This is a genomic window from Microbacterium sp. 67-17 (genome assembly GCF_001898325.1).
Lineage (GTDB): Bacteria > Actinomycetota > Actinomycetes > Actinomycetales > Microbacteriaceae > Microbacterium > Microbacterium schleiferi.
This window is the reverse complement of record NZ_MKTR01000024.1, coordinates 293,675-312,359: the sequence shown is the minus strand read 5'-3', so window position 1 is coordinate 312,359 and position 18,685 is coordinate 293,675. Positions and strand designations below refer to the sequence as shown.

The window sequence follows — 18,685 nt, the reverse complement described above, 5'->3', positions numbered from 1 at the left end:
CCGGATCATCCGAGCCGCACCCGGCCGACGTCGCATCCGGGTTCAAGGAGCCATCCGCGCGGCGCCCCCGGAAGGCACAGCGGAGGAAGGTCTCGTCGGCCGGTGAGGATGCGGTACTCCCCCGAGCAGGACGGATCAATGAGAAGCGGGCCCTGGGCGCGCAGGGTCGTGAGCGCGGCCCAGAATCGCTGCCACTGCTCGGGTTCAGCGCGCACGACGCGCGAGCGTCCAGGTTCAATCATCGGCGGAACGCCAGCGCCGAGTACGTCATCGGGGCTCATGATCTCCACGCCGTGAGCGAGCCACTGCTCGTGAGTCCGCTCGGCGCCGGGGGTGGCGCGCGTGACCCAGCTCGTCAGCCCAGCAGGCGGCAGCCAGAGGGAGGGATGCGACGCCGCTCCGCTCCGCGGAGAGGCTTCCGCCCGATACACCTGGACGAGCGTTCCGCTGAGCCGACCTCGACCCGGCGGAGCTGTGGGGTCGTGGTGGCTCGCCATGCCGCCGGCCGCGAGGTAGTCGGTGCGCTGGGTGTGGCGAAGCAGGAGCCGGCGCGACATCAGGTCGGCGATGCGAGCGAGCGGCGCTGTGAGGCGTTCCAGACCGAGCAGGAACTGACGTTCCTCCCCAGAAGAGCGGGCTATCGTTTCGAGGAGGCCGGCAGCGGCGTGGGCGTAGTCCGGCGGAAGCGCGGCCAGCAGGGCGTCAGCCTCATCCACCACGACGGCGCCGTCCCGCGAAACGGCAACGCGGTTCAAGTCATCCCAGGCCGCCTCGAGATCTCCTGCATCGATCCACGCATCCACGCGATCGATCTGCGCCGCAATGGTGTGCAACGCAGTGGTCACTCCCGAGCCGGCGGCGCCGATGACGCAGAGCCCTCGATCGGATCGCGCCAGCCCGATCGGCTCCTGACGCTGCAGGTGGGGCTCGTCAGCGATGCCGATGAGGAGCATGTCGTCGTTCCCCTCACGACGGGGAAGCCGGGCATCGGCCGGGAGGGGTTCGAGCCACGGCGCCGGCACCCGGGCACCCTGGGCGCGGGCAGCGAGCTCAGACACAAACTCGTCGTCTGCCACCGCGACGCGAATCCGCACCGCGCGCTCGTCTCCCGCCCGTCTCACGTGGGCTGTGCCGGCGCTGTGCGCTCCGGCGGGCCTGCGCTGGGGGGTGTCATCTCCGAGCATCAGACGGCAATCGGCCGCATCGGCGGCTCGCAGAACGACGCGCAGCAGACAGTTCGCAAGGAGCGCCTCTCGAAACACCCCGGTGGCGCGCTGCGTGCCGAGGATGACGTGGATACCGAGCGCCCGACCCCGCGCCGTGAGGTCGATGAACAGGTGAGCGAGCTCGCCGTGAGAACTCAGCAGCGTGGCGAATTCGTCGACGACCACGACCAGTCGAGGAAGGCCGGTCGCGCCCTCGGCGATGTCACGGATGCCGACGGCCGCGAGCACACCCTCACGGCGGCGCACCTCCGCACGCAGGCCCTCAAGACCGCGCGTTGCCGCGGCCGCATCGAGGTCGGTCAGCACACCGGTGACGTGCGGGAGGCTCCGAAGGGACGAAAAGGCGGTGCCGCCCTTGAAATCGGCGAGGACGAACACGACGTCCTCAGGGGTGTAGTGCGCCGCAAGGGAGACGACCCAGGTTCGTAGCAGTTCGCTCTTGCCGCTTCCTGTCGTGCCGACCACCAGCGCATGCGGTCCATCGCTGACCAGATCGAGGCAGAACGGTCTCGCACCGGAAGTGCCGATGGCACCCGCGAGCGTTCGGGAACCCGCGCCGGGCGCTGGCGTCCGGCGCGGAGCCAGCAAATCACCCAGCGCCAGCGGGCTGTCATCCGGCGCCGTCGGCGCAATCCTCCCGCGCAACGAACGGGCCAGAAGGCTCGCCTGGAACTCCGAGAGGACCTGCGGAACGACCTCGAGCGTGGTCTCAGCGGTCTCCAGTGCCGCATGCGCCGCTCCTGTGGATGTCTGACCGACGAGCATCCGGACTGCGGCGCCACGCCCGCTCCCGACGAGGATTGTGGCGTCGGCCGCTCCCGCGGCGCCCTCCCATCCACTCGAGAAGCCAAGCGCGACGCGGTGTTGGCCTGGGGTGACCCGGTGCGGAAGCTCCTCGACCCAGGCGAAGCTCTCCGGAAGGTCTCCGACAATCTCGAGCCGGCCCGGCGGATGGACCAGACAGAGTTGCACAATCATCGCGCGCACGACGCCGGCAACGAGCGGCTCGGGCCCGTCCACCCCGAGACTGCCTCGCAGCGGCACCACGATAGGAGCGTCCCGCATCGTCGGTCCGCCCGCGCCCAGTACCCTCGTCATACTCTTGGGCGCAGACCCCTCGGCGCCGAGGCCTGTCAGCTGCGCAGCGGGCAGTTCGGTCGCTACATCTCCACTCCCCAACACCAGGTGCTCCTGGCGGCCGGGGACCTCCCGCCATAGCTCTGCCGGTTCCTCCAGAAGCCGCCGAATGTCGGGCGAGGCGCGCCATGCACGGTCGCGGCGATGGGTGAGCTCCTCCTCGAGCGCCGCGCTCAGCGCGGCGGAATCCGCCTGGGCCACGGCATCATCCCGGCGCCTCGCACGCCGTGCCGCCCACACCCGGTCACCGAAGCCTGCGACAGCCATCAGCGGCGCGAGGGCGGCGAACCACAGACTCAGAACGGACCCGGTCACCACCCACAGTGCCACTGCCCCGAGCACCGGCACCGTCATCGCGAGAACCGGAAGTCCTGTCGTACCGCGAGCAGGGCCGCGCGAGTCCTTCACAGATGACCGGCGATGTGCGGTTCCAGACGATGAACGCATGGCCCCAGCCCATCATCCGGTCTGGAGCGGTCGCGGTTACGGGCCCGCCGTCCTGGGCGACCGACGAGAAACGCGATGCTGGGGAGGAGCGGAACCTCAGGAGCCGGGGACGCGAGCGACGTTCACGACGACGATCGAGATGTTGTCGCGTCCGCCGTTCTCGAGCGCGGCATCCAGCATCGCCTCGACCGCCGCAGCCGGCTCGGGGTGCTCCACGAGGAAGTGCTGGATGCCGAAGTCGGTGAGTTCCTTGGTCAGTCCGTCGGAGCAGATGACGAATCTGTCGCCGTCGACGACATCGAGACGGACGTAGTCGGGCGTGACGCTCTCGCTCGGCCCGAGAGCCCGAGTGATGACGTTGCCGTACGGGTGGTTCTCGGCCTCTTCCGGACTCAACCGCCCCGAGGCGATGAGCTCCTGCACGACCGAGTGGTCTGTCGTGACCTGGACGATGGCGCCATCACGTAGCAGGTACACACGCGAGTCGCCGATGTTGAGGGCAACCCAGGATGCCTCGGCTCCCGAGACATCCAAAAACAGCCCGGTCACGGTCGTTCCGGTGGCCTCGTCAGTCGCTTCCGGGCGAGCGGCGATGTCTTTGACAGCGCGCGCGAGGGCCTTCTCGATCGCTTTGGTGGAGACCGAGCCGGTGTCGGCGACCGCGTGAAGGCGTTCGACAGCGCTCGCGCTGGCAATCTCACCGCCGATGTGACCGCCCATTCCGTCGGCGACGACGAACAGCGGATATTCCGCGAGGACGGCATCTTGATTGACCTCACGCCGACGGCCGGTATCTGTCACCGCTGCCCACGCGAGCTCGAGGCGATCGCGTGCCAGGTCAACGGTGCGGGAATGGGCGGAAACCTCGGCCACGCGACCCTTTCCTCGTCGTTGTCGGTATCGGCGCCAGGCGCCGACCGTCACATCCTAATCGAACGTCAGGTCCCGAGCGCGGACATACCGTGCCGGGGACGCGCCGTCATCCGTTCGCGGTGTTTTCGGCACCCTCATCGGCGGGAGCCTCGAACTGTGCGTTGTAGAGCGACCAGTAGGCCCCCCGCGCACGCAGCAGCTCCTCGTGGGTCCCCTGTTCGACGATCGCGCCGCTCTCCATGACCAGGATGAGGTCGGCATCCCGAATCGTCGAGAGACGGTGTGCGATGACGAACGAGGTGCGGTCACGCCGCAGGCGAGACATCGCGCGCTGGATCAGCAGCTCCGTGCGGGTGTCCACCGACGAGGTGGCCTCATCGAGAATCAGGATGCGGGGATCCGCGAGGAACGCGCGCGCGATCGTGACGAGCTGGCGCTCACCGACCGAGAGGTTCGTCGCCTCGTCATCGAGCACGGTGTCGTATCCGTCCGGCAGGGCGTGGACGAATCGGTCGACGTATGCCGCCGAGGCTGCCGCCACCAGCTCTTCCTCGCTCGCGTCCGGCCTCCCGTAGGCGATGTTCTCGCGAATCGTGCCCGCGAACAGCCACGTGTCCTGCAGCACCATGCCGGTGCGCGCCCGTAGGTCATCGCGCGTCATCCGTCGCGTATCGAGGCCACCGCCTGGAAGGCCCGCTCCGGTGTCGAGCAGGATGCCGCCCTCATCCACGTCGTAGAAGCGCATGACGAGGTTGACGAGCGTTGTCTTTCCCGCTCCGGTGGGCCCGACGATAGCGACCGTGCTTCCGGATGCGGCGCGCAGGCTCAGGTCGTCGATGAGCGGCGTGTCCGCGACATAGCGGAACGAGACGTCGCGGAACTCGAGGGTGCTCGCGTCGGCCGGAACGGTCTCGGCAGGCTCCGGATCGTCTGACTGCTCGGGCTCGTCCAGCAGCTCGAACACCCGCTCGGCACTTGCCACCCCCGACTGCAGCAGGTTCGCCATGGAGCCGAGCTGGCTGAGCGGCTGCGTGAACTGTCGCGAGTACTGGATGAAGGCCTGCACGTCTCCGATCGAGAGCAGCCCCCCGGCAACCTGCAGCCCACCGACGACCGCGATGGCGACGTAGACGAGGTTCCCGATGAACATCATCGCGGGCATGATGATGCCGGACAGGAACTGTGCCCCGAAGCTCGCGCGGTAGACCTCGTCGTTCTCGGCGGCGAAGTCGGTTTCGGCCTCACGCTGGTGGCCGAAGACCTTCACCACCGAATGCCCCGAGAAGGTCTCCTCGACTCGGGCGTTCAGAACGCCGGTCGCACGCCACTGGGTGACGAACAGTGCCTGGGAGCGGCGGGCGACCAGGACCGTCACGACAATCGTGAGCGGAATCGTCACGAGTGCGATCACTGCCAGCAGCGGCGAGATCACGAACATCATGACCAGCACGCCGATCACGGTCAGGAGCGAGATGACGACCTGCGACAGTGTCTGCTGCAGGCTTTGACCGATATTGTCGACGTCGTTGGTGACGCGGCTTAGCAGCTCGCCGCGCTGCACCCGGTCGAAGTACGACAGCGGCAGGCGGTGGATCTTCTCCTCCACTTCGATGCGCAGCCGGTGCATCGCGCGTTGGACGACGCCGTTCAGGATGCGAGCCTGCAGCCATCCGAACACACTCGCGCCCACATACACGGCGAGCACGAGCAGCAAGAGTTGGCCGAGTGCAGTGAAGTCGATACCGGCGCCCGGGGTGAAGGTCATCGTCGAGAGGAGGTCAGCCTGCTCCTGCTGACCGTTCGCAGTCAGCTGGTCCATGATCTGCTGCTGTGTGGTTCCCGGGGGAACATCCGAGAACTGCAGCGAGACGAACCCGGCGAAGACGAGGTTGGTGCCCTCCCCCAGGAGCTTCGGTCCGATCACCGACAGCGCGACCGAGAACACGCCCAACACGATGACCAGGATGAGCAGCGCGTTCTCCCGGCGCAGATGCGCGAGCAGGCGCTTCGCGCTCGCGCCGAAGTTTTGAGCCTTCTGGACGGGCATTCCTATCCCGCGTCCCATGGGGCCACCGCCCATCGGGCCGCGCGCGGGAGCCGCACCTGCAGCGGGGCGTGGCGCGCTCATGCTGCAGCCTCCGCCGAGAGCTGGGAATCAACGATCTCGCGATAGGTCTCGCAGGTCTCCACGAGGTCCTCATGTCTCCCGATGCCGACGATCCGACCGTGGTCGAGCACCACGATCTGATCGGCGTGCTGAATCGTCGAGACGCGCTGGGCGACGACCAACCGGGTAGCGTCGGGAAGCTCCGTGTCGAGAGCACGGCGAAGCGCGGCGTCCGTTCGCAGATCGAGGGCCGAGAACGAGTCGTCGAAAATGAAGATCGGCGGGTTCTTGACGAGCGCTCGTGCTATCGCGAGGCGCTGTCGCTGCCCACCCGAGACGTTCGTGCCTCCCTGCGCGATCGGTGCCTCGAGCCCGAGGGGGAAGGCCTCGACGAAGGAACGGGCCTGGGCGAGCTCGAGAGCACGCCACAGGCTCGGGTCGTCGGCGGCGGCATTCCCGTAGCGCAGATTCGACGCGACCGTTCCGGAGAACAGGAATGCCCGCTGCGGAACCAGCCCGATCCGCGCCCAGAGGTCATCGGGATCGTAAGAGCGCACGTCGACGCCGTCGACGCGCACCTCCCCCGCCGTCACATCGAACAAGCGCGGCACAAGCCCGATGAGCGTCGACTTACCCGACCCGGTCGATCCGATGATCGCTGTCGTCGTGCCCGGCTCGACGGTGAACGTGATGTCGTGAAGCACCGCATCCTGCGCACCCGGGTATGCGAAGTCGACGTGGGAGAACTCGACCCTGCCGCGAGGCGTCGGCGCGGTGACAGCCTCTGCGGGCGGCTCGACCGAGGGGTCCGTATCGAGGACTTCACCGATCCGCTTTGCACAGACCGCGGCGCGCGGAATCATGACGAACATGAAGGTCGCCATCATGACTCCCATGAGGATCTGCATGATGTAGGTGAGGAAAGCGAACAACGTTCCGATCTCGACGCCGTCGTTTTGCACCTGGAAGGCGCCGAACCAGATCACCGCAACGCTCGAGATGTTCAGCACGAGCATGACGACGGGAAACATCAGCGCCATGAGGTTGCCCGCGCGAAGTCCGGTCGCCATGACATCCCGGCTCGCGACATCGAAGCGCTGACGTTCGTGGTCTTCGCGGACGAAGGCGCGAACGACTCGGATGCCGGTGAGCTGCTCGCGCATGATCTGGTTGACGCGGTCGATCCGCTGCTGCATGACCGTGAACGCGGGAACCATCCGCACCACGATGAGTGAGACCAGGATCAACAGCACCGGCACGGCCACCGCCATGAGCCACGACAGGCCCGGGTCCTGGCGAATCGCCATGATGACTCCACCGATCGCGAGCATGGGAGCCGAGACCATCAGCGTCGCGGAGACCTGCACCAGCATCTGAACCTGCTGGACGTCGTTGGTGTTGCGGGTGATGAGCGAAGGCGCGCCGAAGTTCCCCACCTCGCGCTGCGAGAACGCGACGACGCGGTGGAAGACGTCGGCGCGCAGGTTCTTACCCATTCCCATGGCGAGCCGAGACCCGAAGTACACGGCGATGACCGCGCAGACGACCTGTACGAGTGAGATGACGAGCATGAGACCGCCGGTCGACCAGATGTAACCGATGTCGCCGGTCACCACGCCGTTGTCGATGATGTCAGCGTTCAAGGTCGGCAGCAGCAGTGACGCGATCGACTGGGCGAGCTGAAAGACGATGACGGCGATGATCAGCGGCCACGCGGGTCGGAGATACCGCACCAGGAGGGTCCAAAGCACGAGGAGTTCCTTCCACCGGAAACGGACGGTCGGCTCCCCGCTGACACGTCCTCGCTGACGCTACGCCCGGCATCCGGCGGCAGGCAAATCACTCGGGTGCGCCGTCAGCGAACGTCCAAGAACGCAGCCGCGAACGTGCAAGAGGCCCCCACCGTGCGGTGGGGGCCTCTGTGCCAAGCCGGATCAGGCCTTGGGCTCGTCCGGAGCCGCGGGCGGCTCGGGGCTTGCCGGCGGCTGCGCGGCGGGAGGAGCGTAGCCCGTCGGAGGCGCCGGAGGTGCTGCATAGCCGGGGGCCGGGCTGGTGGCGGGGTTGGCCGGGTAGCCACCGGCAGGGACCTGCGAGGGGATACCCTCCCAGTTCGTGCGATCGCCCAGGAATCCATTGCCGGCCCACGGGGCGGCGGGGATCGCCGTGTTCCAGCGCGACTTATCGAAGGCGGCGATACCGAGCCACACGATCGAGAGGAAGAAGTAGAGGATGAGCCACACGGCTTCCTTCTGCAGCTTCAGTCCCACACGCCACGCCGCCATCAGCGTCAGGATGAAGGTCGCGAGCAGGATGAGCTGGCCGACGACCGGAATCCAGCCCAGCAGAATCGACGCGCCGATGGCGTAGAGAAGCAGCCACGGGCTGAGGTCGCCGAGCTTCAGGAAGATCATGCCGTTGTAGATCGGCACCCACGCACGCCACTTGCCCTGCACACCGGCCTTGTCGAAGACCCGCATCAGGAAGAACGACGTGAGGACGTAGCCGGCAGCAGCGAAGATGATCCAGAAAAAGACGAGGAAGATCAGCAAGCCGATCGACCCGCCATCGTTGTAATAGACGACTGACGCGCCTACCTGTTCGAACATGAACGTTCCTCCCGAACGGTCAGGACCCGCACCTCGAGCTGGTGCGTGACGGGGCACTCGCCCGTTGCGTTCATGCTAGCGATCCTTGGGCGCCGCTGTCAGCAGATTCTCAGCATGAGGCACGATCAGCGCTATGGCGTCGCCGTCGCGGTCCGTCTCGAATCCGGCGCCGCTGGCCCATTCCATGAACTGTGCCGCGTCCGACAGGTCGGCGCCGGATTCCGCGAGAGCGCGGGTGAGTCGCCCCTTCGCGTTCTTGTTGAAGTGATTGAGAGCTCGTGTCTGCCCGTGCACTGCCCGCGTCAGAACTCGCACGTATGCGCTCCGCTTGGCGGGCGCAGCCCCGAGTGCGACGTAGGCTTCGGACCTCAGGTCAAGCACGAACCCGCGGGCGTAACGGTCGAGCGCTGCCGCGACGGGACCGGCCCAGAGCTGACGCTGCGATGCGAGACCGGGAAGACGGATGCCAGCACCCAGCCGGTACGACGGAATGGGGTCCAGAGCACCGACCGGCCCGAAGGGCGCGGAATGGATCAGGACATGCTCGCCGAGCCACTGCCTCGCAGGGGCGTCCAGACTCGCGGCATCCAGAGCGTCGAAAAGCACCCCCGTGTACCGGTCGATCGCTGGCATTGTCGACGACGTGCGCAGCGCACGATTCACCTCGATCTCACCGCGCTGCTTCGGGCCGAGCTTCAGCGCCCGTGCCGCAGCATCGGGGTCATCGCTGAGCGCGACCAGCGCCTCGATGACCGATTCGCGGATCGGCGTCAGCTCGGGAAGGGCCAGACGGGATGCATCCCACGGAACCCCCGCGCCACCAGCCCGCTTCGTCTCCGACGGCGGCAACAAAATCAGCACGGATGCACCCCACCGAGAACGGCGAAATCGCCGAGGGAGGACGGATGACGATGCACTCGTCCTACCTCGGCGATTCTTCCTACGCCCGTGCGATGCGGCCGAGGCCGAGCGCTGGGGCGGATGCTGGTGTCAGGCGACGAGAGCGGCGTTGCCGGCCACGATCGTGACGACATCGCCCTCGATCGAGAGGAAGCCGTCTTGCGCGTTCGCGACGACTTTGCTGCCGTCATCCTTGGTGATGCGGACCTGACCCTCGGCGAGAATCGCGAGAACCGGTTCGTGTCCGGTCATGAAGCCGATCTCACCCTCGACGGTCTTGGCGACCACGAGGGATGCCTCCCCCGACCACACTTCGGCGTCGGCAGAGACGAGGCTGACGTGCAGCGGCATGATCAGCCGTTCTCCTTCTGGATCTGCGCCCAGCGCTCCTCGACGTCCGAGATGCCACCGACGTTGAAGAACGCCTGCTCGGCGACGTGGTCGAAGTCACCCTTGACGATCGCGTCGAAGGACTCGATCGTCTCCTTGATCGGGACCGTGGAGCCCTCGACACCGGTGAACTTCTTGGCCATGTAGGTGTTCTGCGAGAGGAACTGCTGGATCCGGCGCGCACGCGACACGACGACCTTGTCCTCTTCGGAGAGCTCGTCGACACCGAGGATCGCGATGATCTCCTGCAGTTCCTGGTTCTTCTGCAGGATCTGCTTGACGGCGGTCGCCACACGGTAGTGGTCTTCACCGACGTAGCGCGGGTCGAGGATGCGGCTGGTCGAGGTCAGCGGGTCAACCGCGGGGTACAGACCGCGCGAGGCGATCGCACGCGAGAGCTCGGTGGTCGCATCCAGGTGGGCGAAGGTGGTCGCCGGCGCCGGGTCGGTGTAGTCGTCAGCGGGCACGTAGATTGCCTGGAGCGACGTGATGGAGTGACCACGCGTCGAGGTGATGCGCTCCTGGAGCACACCCATCTCGTCGGCGAGGTTCGGCTGGTAACCCACGGCGGAGGGCATACGGCCGAGCAGCGTCGAGACCTCGGAACCTGCCTGCGTGAAGCGGAAGATGTTGTCGATGAACAGCAGCACGTCCTGCTTCTGGACATCACGGAAGTACTCGGCCATCGTCAGGGCCGACAGCGCCACGCGAAGGCGGGTCCCCGGCGGCTCGTCCATCTGACCGAACACGAGCGCGGTCTTGTCGAAGACCCCGGCGTCCTCCATCTCGTGGATGAGGTCGTTGCCCTCACGGGTACGCTCACCGACACCGGCGAACACCGACACACCACCGTGGTCCTGCGCGACGCGCTGGATCATCTCCTGGATGAGGACGGTCTTGCCGACGCCGGCACCACCGAAGAGGCCGATCTTTCCACCCTGCACGTAGGGGGTCAGCAGGTCGATGACCTTGATGCCGGTCTCGAACATCGTCGTCTTGGACTCGAGCTGGTCGAAGGCCGGAGCCTTGCGGTGGATGCCCCACCGCTCGGTGATCTCGATCTTCTCGCCCGGCTCGGCGTTGAGGACCTCGCCGGTGACGTTGAACACGTGGCCCTTGGTCACGTCGCCCACCGGCACCGAGATCGGGCCGCCCGTGTCACGGACTTCCTGACCACGAACGACACCGTCGGTGGGCTTGAGCGCGATGGCGCGGATGAGGTCGTCGCCCAGGTGCTGCGCGACCTCGAGGGTCAGCTCGCTGGACTCGCCATCGATCGTGATCGTGGTGGTCAGCGCGTTGTAGATGTCGGGGATCGAGTCATGCGGGAACTCGATGTCGACGACAGGGCCGGTGACGCGCGCGACGCGGCCGACGACCGCGGTCTTCTCGGCGGTTGCGGTGGGAGTCATGGTCATTCTCTTTCGTGTCAGGTCTACTTGCCCGACGCCAGAGCGTCGGCGCCGCCGACGATCTCGGCGATCTGCTGCGTGATCTCGGCCTGTCGCGCGTTGTTGCGCAGGCGGGTGTAGTCGGTGATGAGCTTGTCGGCGTTGTCACTCGCGGACTTCATCGCCTTCTGCGTCGCGGCGTGCTTTGCGGCAGACGACTGCAGGAGAGCGTTGAAGACGCGGCTCTGGATGTACACCGGCAGCAGCTGGTTGAGCACGGTTTCGGCGTCCGGCTCGAACTCGTACAGCGGATACACCTGGGCGGATGCCGACTCCTCGGCCTCGACGACCTCGAGCGGCAGCAGTCGAACCTGCTCGGGGCTCTGGGTCATCATGCTGACGAAGCGGTTGTAGACGAGGTGGATCTCATCGACGCCGCCCTCGTTGCCGCCACGGTCGTACGCATCCAGCAAGGCTGCCGCGATCTCTTCCGCGGTGTGGAAGTGCGGCGTGTCGGTGTCGCCCGTCCACTGCCCCGCGCTTGCCATCTTGCGGAACTGGAAGTACCCGACGGCCTTGCGGCCGACGAGGTAGAACACCGGCTCCTTACCCTGCTCGCGCAGCAGCTGTGCAAGCTCCAGGCCCTCGCGGAGGATCTGCGAGTTGAACGCGCCGGCAAGTCCACGGTCGGAAGCGAAGATCACCACGGCCGAGCGCCGGATGACCTCGCGTTCGGTCGTCAGCGGGTGATCAACGTTCGAGTGCGTGGCAACCGCCGACACCGCGCGGGTTACCGCGCGAGCGAACGGAGCTGACGCCCGCACGCGACCCATCGCCTTCTGAATGCGCGAAGCCGCGATGAGTTCCATCGCCTTCGTGATCTTCTTGGTCGTCTGGGCAGAAGAGATCTTCTGCTTGTAGACCCGGAGTTGTGCACCCATGGTTTATCGCCCTCGCGCGCCCTTAGTGGCGGCCCTTGACGATCTTCTCCTGGTTGACGTCCTCGGCCTGCGCGGCGCCGACCTCTTCGTGGCCGGGCTTGGAGATCGCCTGACCCTTGCCGGAGCGGAACTCCAGTACGAAGTCGTCAACGACCTTCTCGAGCTCGGCGACAGTGTCGTCATCCAGCACGTTGGTCTCGCGAAGACGGTCGAGGATCGTCGTGTTGCGGCGCAGGAAGTCCAGCAGCTCGCGCTCGAACGGCAGCACGTCCTCGACCTCGATCGTGTCGAGCTTGCCGTTGGTGCCGGCCCAGATCGAGACGACCTGCTCCTCAACGGGGTACGGCGAGTACTGCGGCTGCTTGAGCAGCTCGGTCAGACGCGCACCGCGGGCGAGCTGGCGACGGGATGCCGCATCCAGGTCGCTCGCGAACATCGCGAAGGCCTCGAGTGAGCGGTACTGGGCAAGCTCGAGCTTGAGCGTTCCCGAGACCTTCTTGATGGACTTGACCTGAGCGTCACCACCGACGCGCGAGACCGAGATACCCACGTCGACAGCGGGACGCTGGTTGGCGTTGAAGAGGTCGGACTGCAGGAAGATCTGGCCGTCGGTGATCGAGATCACGTTCGTCGGGATGTACGCCGACACGTCGTTGGCCTTGGTCTCGATGATCGGAAGACCCGTCATGGAGCCTGCGCCCAGCTCGTCGGAGAGCTTCGCGCAACGCTCGAGCAGACGCGAGTGCAGGTAGAAGACGTCGCCGGGGTAGGCTTCGCGGCCCGGCGGGCGGCGAAGCAGCAGCGACACCGCACGATAGGCCTCAGCCTGCTTCGAGAGGTCATCGAAGATGATCAGGACGTGCTTGCCGCCGTACATCCAGTGCTGGCCGATGGCGGAACCGGTGTAGGGAGCCAGGTACTTGAAGCCCGCGGGGTCGGATGCGGGAGCGGCGACGATGGTCGTGTACTCCATGGCACCGGCATCCTCGAGCGCACCCTTCACGGCGGCGATCGTCGAGCCCTTCTGGCCGATGGCGACGTAGATGCATCGCACCTGCTTGTTCACGTCGCCCGACGCCCAGTTGTCCTTCTGGTTGATGATCGTGTCGATCGCAATCGCCGTCTTGCCGGTCTGGCGGTCGCCGATGATGAGCTGGCGCTGACCGCGGCCGACGGGGATCATCGCGTCGATCGCCTTGATGCCGGTCTGCATGGGCTCGTGCACGCTCTTGCGCTGCATGACGCCCGGCGCCTGCAGCTCCAGAGCGCGGCGACCTTCGGTGGCAACCTCGCCGAGACCGTCGATCGGGTTACCCAACGGGTCGACGACGCGGCCGAGGTAGCCGTCGCCGACCGGGACCGAGAGCACCTCGCCGGTACGCGTGACCTGCTGACCCGCCTCGATGCCGGCGAAGTCACCGAGCACGACGACACCGATCTCGTGCTCGTCGAGGTTCAGGGCCAGACCCTGCGTGCCGTCGGCGAAGGTCACCAGTTCGTTGGCCATGACGCCGGGGAGACCCTCGACATGGGCGATGCCGTCGGCGGCGTCGATGACGGTGCCGACCTCGTTGGCCGCTGCCCCGGAGGGCTCGTAGGCCGCGACGAAGTCTTTCAGCGCGTCACGGATGACGTCGGGGCTGATGGAGAGTTCTGCCATGGTCTTCCTTCGTTAAGGTCCTTCTCGGGTTCCGTGCGTCGGACCCGAAGTCTGCGCCTGTCGGCGGTGTCGTTAGCCGGCCAGTCGCTGACGGAGGTCTGCGAGCCGGGAGGAAACGCTCATGTCGATGACGTCATCGGCGATCTGCACACGCAGGCCACCGACCACCGTCGGGTCGATCACGGTGTTCAGGGAGATCTTGGTGCCGTAGCGACGGCTGAGCAGCTCGGTGAGGCGGCTCGCCTGTTCCGTGCTCAGCGCTGCCGCTGCGGTGACGGTGGCGACAGCGCGGCCGCGTTCGTCGGCGACGATGCGGATCGCACGCGACAACAGCTGACGTACGCGGCGTTCGCGCGGCTGCTGCACGAGCGAGGATGCGACCAGGACCGTCGCTTCGCTCGCCCGCCCGGTCAGGAGCTTCGCGACCAGGTCACCCTTCGCTGCGGCATCACCGAGGCGGCTCCCGAGCGCGAGTTCGAGTTCGGGGTTCGCCGCGACCGTGCGGGAGAACTCGAACAGCTCGGACTCGACGTCAGCGTCCGACGCGATGGTGGCGGCGCGGACGGCGAGCTCCTCGATGCCATCGATGAGATCGGATGCCGACGACCACCGCTGTGTTACGGCGTTAGTGAGCAAGCCGACAGTCGCCGGTGCCATCGACGGACCGAAGACATCAGTGATCACCTTCGCGCGAGCCGCGGGAGCAGCTGCCGAGTCGGCCAGCGCACCGCTGAGCTGCGAGGTCTGACCGAGCTCACGCGCGGCAACGAACAGCTCGCGGGCGACGGTCAGGTCGACGCCACGAGCCGCAGCCAGCGCCGCGGTCGTTTCCGCGAGCGCCTGATTCGTCGCGCTGCCCATTACTTGGCCGCCGTCTCGGATGCCTCGAGGTCGGCAAGGAACCGGTCGACCACGGCCTTGGCCTTGGCGTCGTCCGACAGCGTCTCACCGATCACGCCGCCGGCGAGGTCGAGGGCGAGGGTGCCCACTTCGCTGCGCAGCGACACGAACGCCGTCTGGCGCTCGGCGTCGATCTGCGCGTGCGCGGCAGCTGTGAGGCGCGTGGCCTCGGCAGACGCGGTCTCCTTGGCTTCTGCGACGATCTTCTTGCCGTCCTCGCGGGCGGCGTCGCGGATCTCGCCGGCCTCGCGGCGGGCGTCAGCCAGCTGCGCGGTGTACTCCTCGAGGGCAGCCTCCGCCTTGCGCTGTGCCTCGTCGGCCTTCGCAATGTTGCCTTCGATCGCCGCTGATCGCTCGTCGAGCAGCTTCTTCATCCGCGGGAGGGCGTACAGCCAGAACAGCACGAGGATGACGATGAAGCACACCGACGACCAGATGATGTCGTACCACGCCGGGATGAGGGGGTTGTGCGCAGCCCCCTCTTCGGCGGCATACGTGACAAGAGCCGTGAGCATCCTGTCTCCTTAAGGCTGGTGAGTCGGATCAGACGAAGATGAAGTAAGTGGCGATACCGATGAACGCCAGCGCCTCGGTGAAGGCGATACCGATCCACATCAGCACCTGCAGGCGACCGGCCAGCTCGGGCTGGCGGGCAACGCCCTCGATCGTCTTGCCGACGACGATGCCCACGCCGATGGCCGGGCCGATGGCGGCAAGGCCGTAGCCCATCGTCGCGACGTTGCCGGATACCTGGGCGAGAACCGTAGTTGCGTCCACGGATTTTTCCTTTCGGTTGAGGGCGGCTTTCGGGCCGACCCGCTTAGTGCTCTTCCGCCACCGCGAGCTGGATGTAAACCGCGGTGAGGAGGGCGAAGACGTAGGCCTGGAGGACGGCCACCAGGATTTCGAACAGAGTGAAGACGAACCCGAAGGCGAGGCTGCCAGCTGCCAGAGCCGACCACCAGCCGCCGAGGTCGAAGAGGAAGAACTGCGTCGCTGCGAAGAAGAGGACGAGCAGCAGGTGACCGACCATCATGTTCATGAGGAGTCGAAGAGTCAGCGTCACCGGACGGATGATGAAGGTCGAGATCAGCTCGATCGGGGTGACGATGATGTAGATCGGCCACGGCACGCCCGAGGGGAACAGCGAGTTCTTGAAGAAGTTCTTCGGGCTCTTGCGAATGCCGGCGTAGATGAACGTCACGTAGCTGATGATCGCGAGAACCAGCGGCACGGCGATCACGCTCGTCCCCGCGATGTTCATGAACGGAATGATTCCCGTGATGTTCATGAACAGGATCATGAAGAACATCGTCGTGAGGATCGGCAGGAACCGCTGGCCGTCCTTCTTGCCCAGCAGATCCTCGGCGATGTTCACCCGTACGAAGTCCAGGCCCATCTCGACCAGGCTCTGGAAGCGACCCGGCACGACCCGCATGCGGCGCGTGCCCAGCCAGAAGATCAGGACGATCGCGATCGTCGCAGCGAACTGGATCAGGGTGATTCGCGTAACCGCGAGCGCCTCGATCCCGAACAGGTGGAAGATCGGCTCCGGGAAGAACTCATCGACGGATGGTCCGTGGAATCCCCCGCCATCTTCGGCAGTGGACACGATAAGGCTCGCAGCTTGAGTAAACAGCGCTGGCTCCAGCTTCGGGGCACCGGGGATAAGCCGTTGCGACGATGGGCGATGAGTTTGGCGATCCCGGCAGCGCTCGTCAGGCGAACGGGCGGGCGCAAGACCACATTAGCAAACCCGGAGGGGTGCCGGCGCCGCGTCACTCCCTTACGGAGGTGTCGTCGGGATCCGCGGTGGGCAGTTTCGTGTCGCTCGCGTAGGGCAACCGCATCCGGGTCAGCACGATGACATCAACGGCGAGCGAGGCGAGGATGCCCGCAACCATGGCGAGGAAGAACACCATCTCGTTGACCCAGGGCTGGTCACGCACGACGAACAGTACGACCAGAAACACGATGAACTTCAGCAGCCAGCCGCCCAGCACGATGCCGAAGAAGATCGGCACATACAGGTCGGTTCCGAACCACCGGTTGGCGATCAGGATGCTGATACTCGTGATCCCGAGGAAAACCGCGGCAAGCAGCACACCGAGCAGCGCGCTCCACAACCCCGACTCAGCGGCGACGAGGTAGCCCACGACGGCACCGACCACGGCGAGTGCGCCGGTCACGATCGCCGACCAGATCACCGTCGTACGCAGGATCGGGGTGCTGGACACGGTGCTCACGAGGCCTCCTGGGCGATGACGGGGTCGGGGCGACGCCCCGGGGGCATGAGGGTGACGACGAGGCAGGCGATAGCGCCGATGACGCCGAACCCGACGCCGAGGAGGTACTCCCCCGGCCAGTCGGATGCGGTTCCGATGTACATCAGCAGCATGGCCAGGCCGATGATCGCGGTCCACGCATAGAAGATCAGGACGGCAGTGCGATCGCTGTGGCCCATGTCGAGCATCCGGTGGTGCAGGTGCTTGCGGTCCGGCGAGAACGGCGACTTCCCGGCCCCGACACGACGGATGATCGCGAGACCGAAATCGAGCAGCGGCAGCAGCACGATCGTGATCGGCAGCAGGATCGGGATGAATGCACCGAGCAGCTGGGACCTGCCGAAGTTGTCGGGATCGAGTTGCGACGGGGTGATCTGACCGGTGATCGCGATCGCCGACACAGCCATCAGCAGGCCCAGCATGAGTGCTCCGCTGTCTCCCATGAAGAGCTTCGCGGGCGTCCAGTTCAGTGGAAGAAATCCGATACACGCCCCGATGAGCGCTGCCGCGATGAAGGATGCCAGGTTGAAGTAGGTGGTTGCTCCGGCGTCACGGACGAGCAGGTACGAGTACGCGAAGAAGACGCCATTGGCGATGAGGGCGACACCGGCGACAAGACCATCGAGTCCGTCGATGAAGTTGACCGCGTTCATGACGATCACGATCGACAAGACCGTCAGCACGAAGCTCATCCAACTCGAGCCGACCGTCAGCCCGCCGATCGGAAGCGAGAGGATCTGCAGCTTGCCGAACCACGCGATGATTCCCGCGGCAGCGAACTGCGCGCCGAGTTTGATCATCCAGTCGAGGTCCCAGATGTCGTCGGCGACACCGACGAGCACGATGAGTGTCGTGGCGCCGAGGATCGCCCACACGGCCGCGGGGTCCGCCCAGAAAATCGAGAAGAAGGGATGCTGCGACGATGCGAGGAATGCAGCGACGATACCGAGATACATGGCGACCCCGCCTAGGCGCGGCGTCGGTGTCTTGTGGACGTCGCGCTCCCGGATGCCGGGGTAGAGCTTGTAGCGCATGCTCAACTGCCACACCGCCCACGCCAGCACGAGGGTGATGGTCGCGGTCAGGATGACGACGAACAGGTACTGCTTCACGCGGATCCGGTGTCGTCGGCATCCGTGTCCACAGGCGGTGCAGCGGGGTCATCGAGCAGATCGCCGATCACCTCACGGATCTCATCAGCCGTCACCGCGCCGACACGAAGGATGCGCGCCGCTCCGCGCTCGCGTCGAGCGAGTCCCGTGGCGTCGAGGATCGTCGAGGGAACTCCGGTGGCGACGGGACCCGAATCCAGGTAGACATCGATCCGGTCACCGAGCATCTGGTGTGCGCTGAGCACGTCGACGGCGGCGGCCTCACCGGTCAGGTTCGCGCTCGAGACCGCGAGCGGACCGGTCTCTTCGATGAGTTCGAGGGCGATGCGGTGATCGGGCATGCGAACCGCGACCGTGCCGCGGGTCTCCCCCAAGTCCCACGTCAACGAGGGCTGAGCGGGCAGCACGATCGTCAATCCGCCGGGCCAGAACCTTTCGATGAGTCGCTCGATCGGCTCGGGCAGGTCGGCAACGAGTGCGCGCACCATGGTTGTTCCCGCCACGAGCACGGGCGGCGGCGATTCACGGGTGCGGCCCTTGGCATCCAGCAACCGCTGCACTGCGGCAGCGCTGAACGCGTCGGCGGCTACCCCGTACACGGTGTCGGTGGGGATGACGACAAGGGCACCCCGGCCGATCGCTTGGCGCGCCTGTCGCATGCCGGGCAAGAGCTGGGCATCGTCACGGCAGTCGAAGATGTCGGACATGGC

The 18,685-nt window shown here is 66.3% G+C and carries 17 protein-coding genes; all 17 read right to left on the bottom strand.

Going from position 1 to position 18,685, the window contains the following annotated elements:
- Positions 1–5: 5 nt before the first annotated feature.
- Positions 6–2,810: an FtsK/SpoIIIE domain-containing protein gene (locus tag BGO47_RS11185; protein WP_292711947.1), complete on the bottom strand. Its 2,805-nt coding sequence runs from the start codon at positions 2,808–2,810 to the stop codon at positions 6–8.
- Between the two features lie 96 nt (positions 2,811–2,906).
- Complete coding sequence (locus BGO47_RS11180) at positions 2,907–3,683, bottom strand: protein phosphatase 2C domain-containing protein (protein ID WP_292711946.1); 777 nt, start codon at positions 3,681–3,683, stop codon at positions 2,907–2,909.
- Positions 3,684–3,789: 106 nt separating this feature from the next.
- Positions 3,790–5,811, bottom strand: coding sequence for an ABC transporter ATP-binding protein (locus BGO47_RS11175; RefSeq protein WP_292711944.1), 2,022 nt, complete (start codon positions 5,809–5,811; stop codon positions 3,790–3,792).
- Entirely contained in the window at positions 5,808–7,541 is a 1,734-nt protein-coding gene (locus BGO47_RS11170; RefSeq protein WP_292711942.1) for an ABC transporter ATP-binding protein, read from the bottom strand. Before BGO47_RS11170 ends, BGO47_RS11175 begins: the two co-directional genes overlap by 4 nt.
- 183 nt (positions 7,542–7,724) lie before the next feature.
- Positions 7,725–8,396 carry a DUF5684 domain-containing protein gene (locus tag BGO47_RS11165; protein WP_292711941.1) on the bottom strand — a complete coding sequence of 224 codons (672 nt, stop codon included), beginning with the start codon at positions 8,394–8,396 and terminating at the stop codon, positions 7,725–7,727.
- A gap of 75 nt (positions 8,397–8,471) precedes the next feature.
- A complete protein-coding gene (locus BGO47_RS11160; RefSeq protein WP_292711939.1) occupies positions 8,472–9,257 on the bottom strand; it encodes a peroxide stress protein YaaA in 786 nt (261 codons plus the stop codon).
- A 129-nt stretch (positions 9,258–9,386) separates the two neighbouring features.
- A complete protein-coding gene (locus BGO47_RS11155) occupies positions 9,387–9,647 on the bottom strand; it encodes a F0F1 ATP synthase subunit epsilon (RefSeq protein WP_292711937.1) in 261 nt (86 codons plus the stop codon).
- Between the two features lie 2 nt (positions 9,648–9,649).
- Complete coding sequence (atpD, locus tag BGO47_RS11150) at positions 9,650–11,098, bottom strand: F0F1 ATP synthase subunit beta (RefSeq protein WP_292711935.1); 1,449 nt, start codon at positions 11,096–11,098, stop codon at positions 9,650–9,652.
- 23 nt (positions 11,099–11,121) lie between these two features.
- On the bottom strand, positions 11,122–12,018 hold the full coding sequence (locus BGO47_RS11145) for a F0F1 ATP synthase subunit gamma (protein ID WP_292711933.1): 897 nt from the start codon (positions 12,016–12,018) through the stop codon (positions 11,122–11,124).
- Between the two features lie 22 nt (positions 12,019–12,040).
- On the bottom strand, positions 12,041–13,678 hold the full coding sequence (atpA, locus tag BGO47_RS11140) for a F0F1 ATP synthase subunit alpha (RefSeq protein WP_292711931.1): 1,638 nt from the start codon (positions 13,676–13,678) through the stop codon (positions 12,041–12,043).
- A gap of 72 nt (positions 13,679–13,750) precedes the next feature.
- Positions 13,751–14,539, bottom strand: coding sequence for a F0F1 ATP synthase subunit delta (locus tag BGO47_RS11135; RefSeq protein ID WP_292711929.1), 789 nt, complete (start codon positions 14,537–14,539; stop codon positions 13,751–13,753).
- Positions 14,539–15,093 carry a F0F1 ATP synthase subunit B gene (locus BGO47_RS11130; RefSeq protein ID WP_292711927.1) on the bottom strand — a complete coding sequence of 185 codons (555 nt, stop codon included), beginning with the start codon at positions 15,091–15,093 and terminating at the stop codon, positions 14,539–14,541. The genes BGO47_RS11135 and BGO47_RS11130 overlap by 1 nt, the downstream gene beginning before the upstream one ends.
- A gap of 28 nt (positions 15,094–15,121) precedes the next feature.
- Positions 15,122–15,355 (bottom strand): ATP synthase F0 subunit C, encoded by a 234-nt coding sequence (atpE, locus tag BGO47_RS11125; RefSeq protein ID WP_292711925.1) that lies wholly within the window; start codon positions 15,353–15,355, stop codon positions 15,122–15,124.
- A 43-nt stretch (positions 15,356–15,398) separates the two neighbouring features.
- Positions 15,399–16,190 carry a F0F1 ATP synthase subunit A gene (atpB, locus tag BGO47_RS11120; RefSeq protein ID WP_292711923.1) on the bottom strand — a complete coding sequence of 264 codons (792 nt, stop codon included), beginning with the start codon at positions 16,188–16,190 and terminating at the stop codon, positions 15,399–15,401.
- Between the two features lie 166 nt (positions 16,191–16,356).
- Complete coding sequence (locus BGO47_RS11115) at positions 16,357–16,824, bottom strand: hypothetical protein (RefSeq protein WP_292711921.1); 468 nt, start codon at positions 16,822–16,824, stop codon at positions 16,357–16,359.
- Positions 16,821–17,975 carry an MraY family glycosyltransferase gene (locus BGO47_RS11110; RefSeq protein WP_292711919.1) on the bottom strand — a complete coding sequence of 385 codons (1,155 nt, stop codon included), beginning with the start codon at positions 17,973–17,975 and terminating at the stop codon, positions 16,821–16,823. Before BGO47_RS11110 ends, BGO47_RS11115 begins: the two co-directional genes overlap by 4 nt.
- On the bottom strand, positions 17,972–18,682 hold the full coding sequence (locus BGO47_RS11105; RefSeq protein ID WP_292711917.1) for an L-threonylcarbamoyladenylate synthase: 711 nt from the start codon (positions 18,680–18,682) through the stop codon (positions 17,972–17,974). The genes BGO47_RS11110 and BGO47_RS11105 overlap by 4 nt, the downstream gene beginning before the upstream one ends.
- Positions 18,683–18,685 lie beyond the last annotated feature (3 nt).

What these genes read in the sequence shown, in the direction of transcription:
- BGO47_RS11175 (WP_292711944.1), bottom strand. Translation starts at nt 5,811, where the DNA reads ATGAGCGCGCCACGCCCCGCTGCAGGTGCGGCTCCCGCGCGCGGCCCG.
- BGO47_RS11165 (WP_292711941.1), bottom strand. Translation starts at nt 8,396, where the DNA reads ATGTTCGAACAGGTAGGCGCGTCAGTCGTCTATTACAACGATGGCGGG.
- BGO47_RS11105 (WP_292711917.1), bottom strand. Translation starts at nt 18,682, where the DNA reads ATGTCCGACATCTTCGACTGCCGTGACGATGCCCAGCTCTTGCCCGGC.
- BGO47_RS11185 (WP_292711947.1), bottom strand. Translation starts at nt 2,810, where the DNA reads ATGCGTTCATCGTCTGGAACCGCACATCGCCGGTCATCTGTGAAGGAC.
- atpD (WP_292711935.1), bottom strand. Translation starts at nt 11,098, where the DNA reads ATGACTCCCACCGCAACCGCCGAGAAGACCGCGGTCGTCGGCCGCGTC.
- BGO47_RS11130 (WP_292711927.1), bottom strand. Translation starts at nt 15,093, where the DNA reads ATGCTCACGGCTCTTGTCACGTATGCCGCCGAAGAGGGGGCTGCGCAC.
- BGO47_RS11155 (WP_292711937.1), bottom strand. Translation starts at nt 9,647, where the DNA reads ATGCCGCTGCACGTCAGCCTCGTCTCTGCCGACGCCGAAGTGTGGTCG.
- BGO47_RS11135 (WP_292711929.1), bottom strand. Translation starts at nt 14,539, where the DNA reads ATGGGCAGCGCGACGAATCAGGCGCTCGCGGAAACGACCGCGGCGCTG.
- BGO47_RS11145 (WP_292711933.1), bottom strand. Translation starts at nt 12,018, where the DNA reads ATGGGTGCACAACTCCGGGTCTACAAGCAGAAGATCTCTTCTGCCCAG.
- atpA (WP_292711931.1), bottom strand. Translation starts at nt 13,678, where the DNA reads ATGGCAGAACTCTCCATCAGCCCCGACGTCATCCGTGACGCGCTGAAA.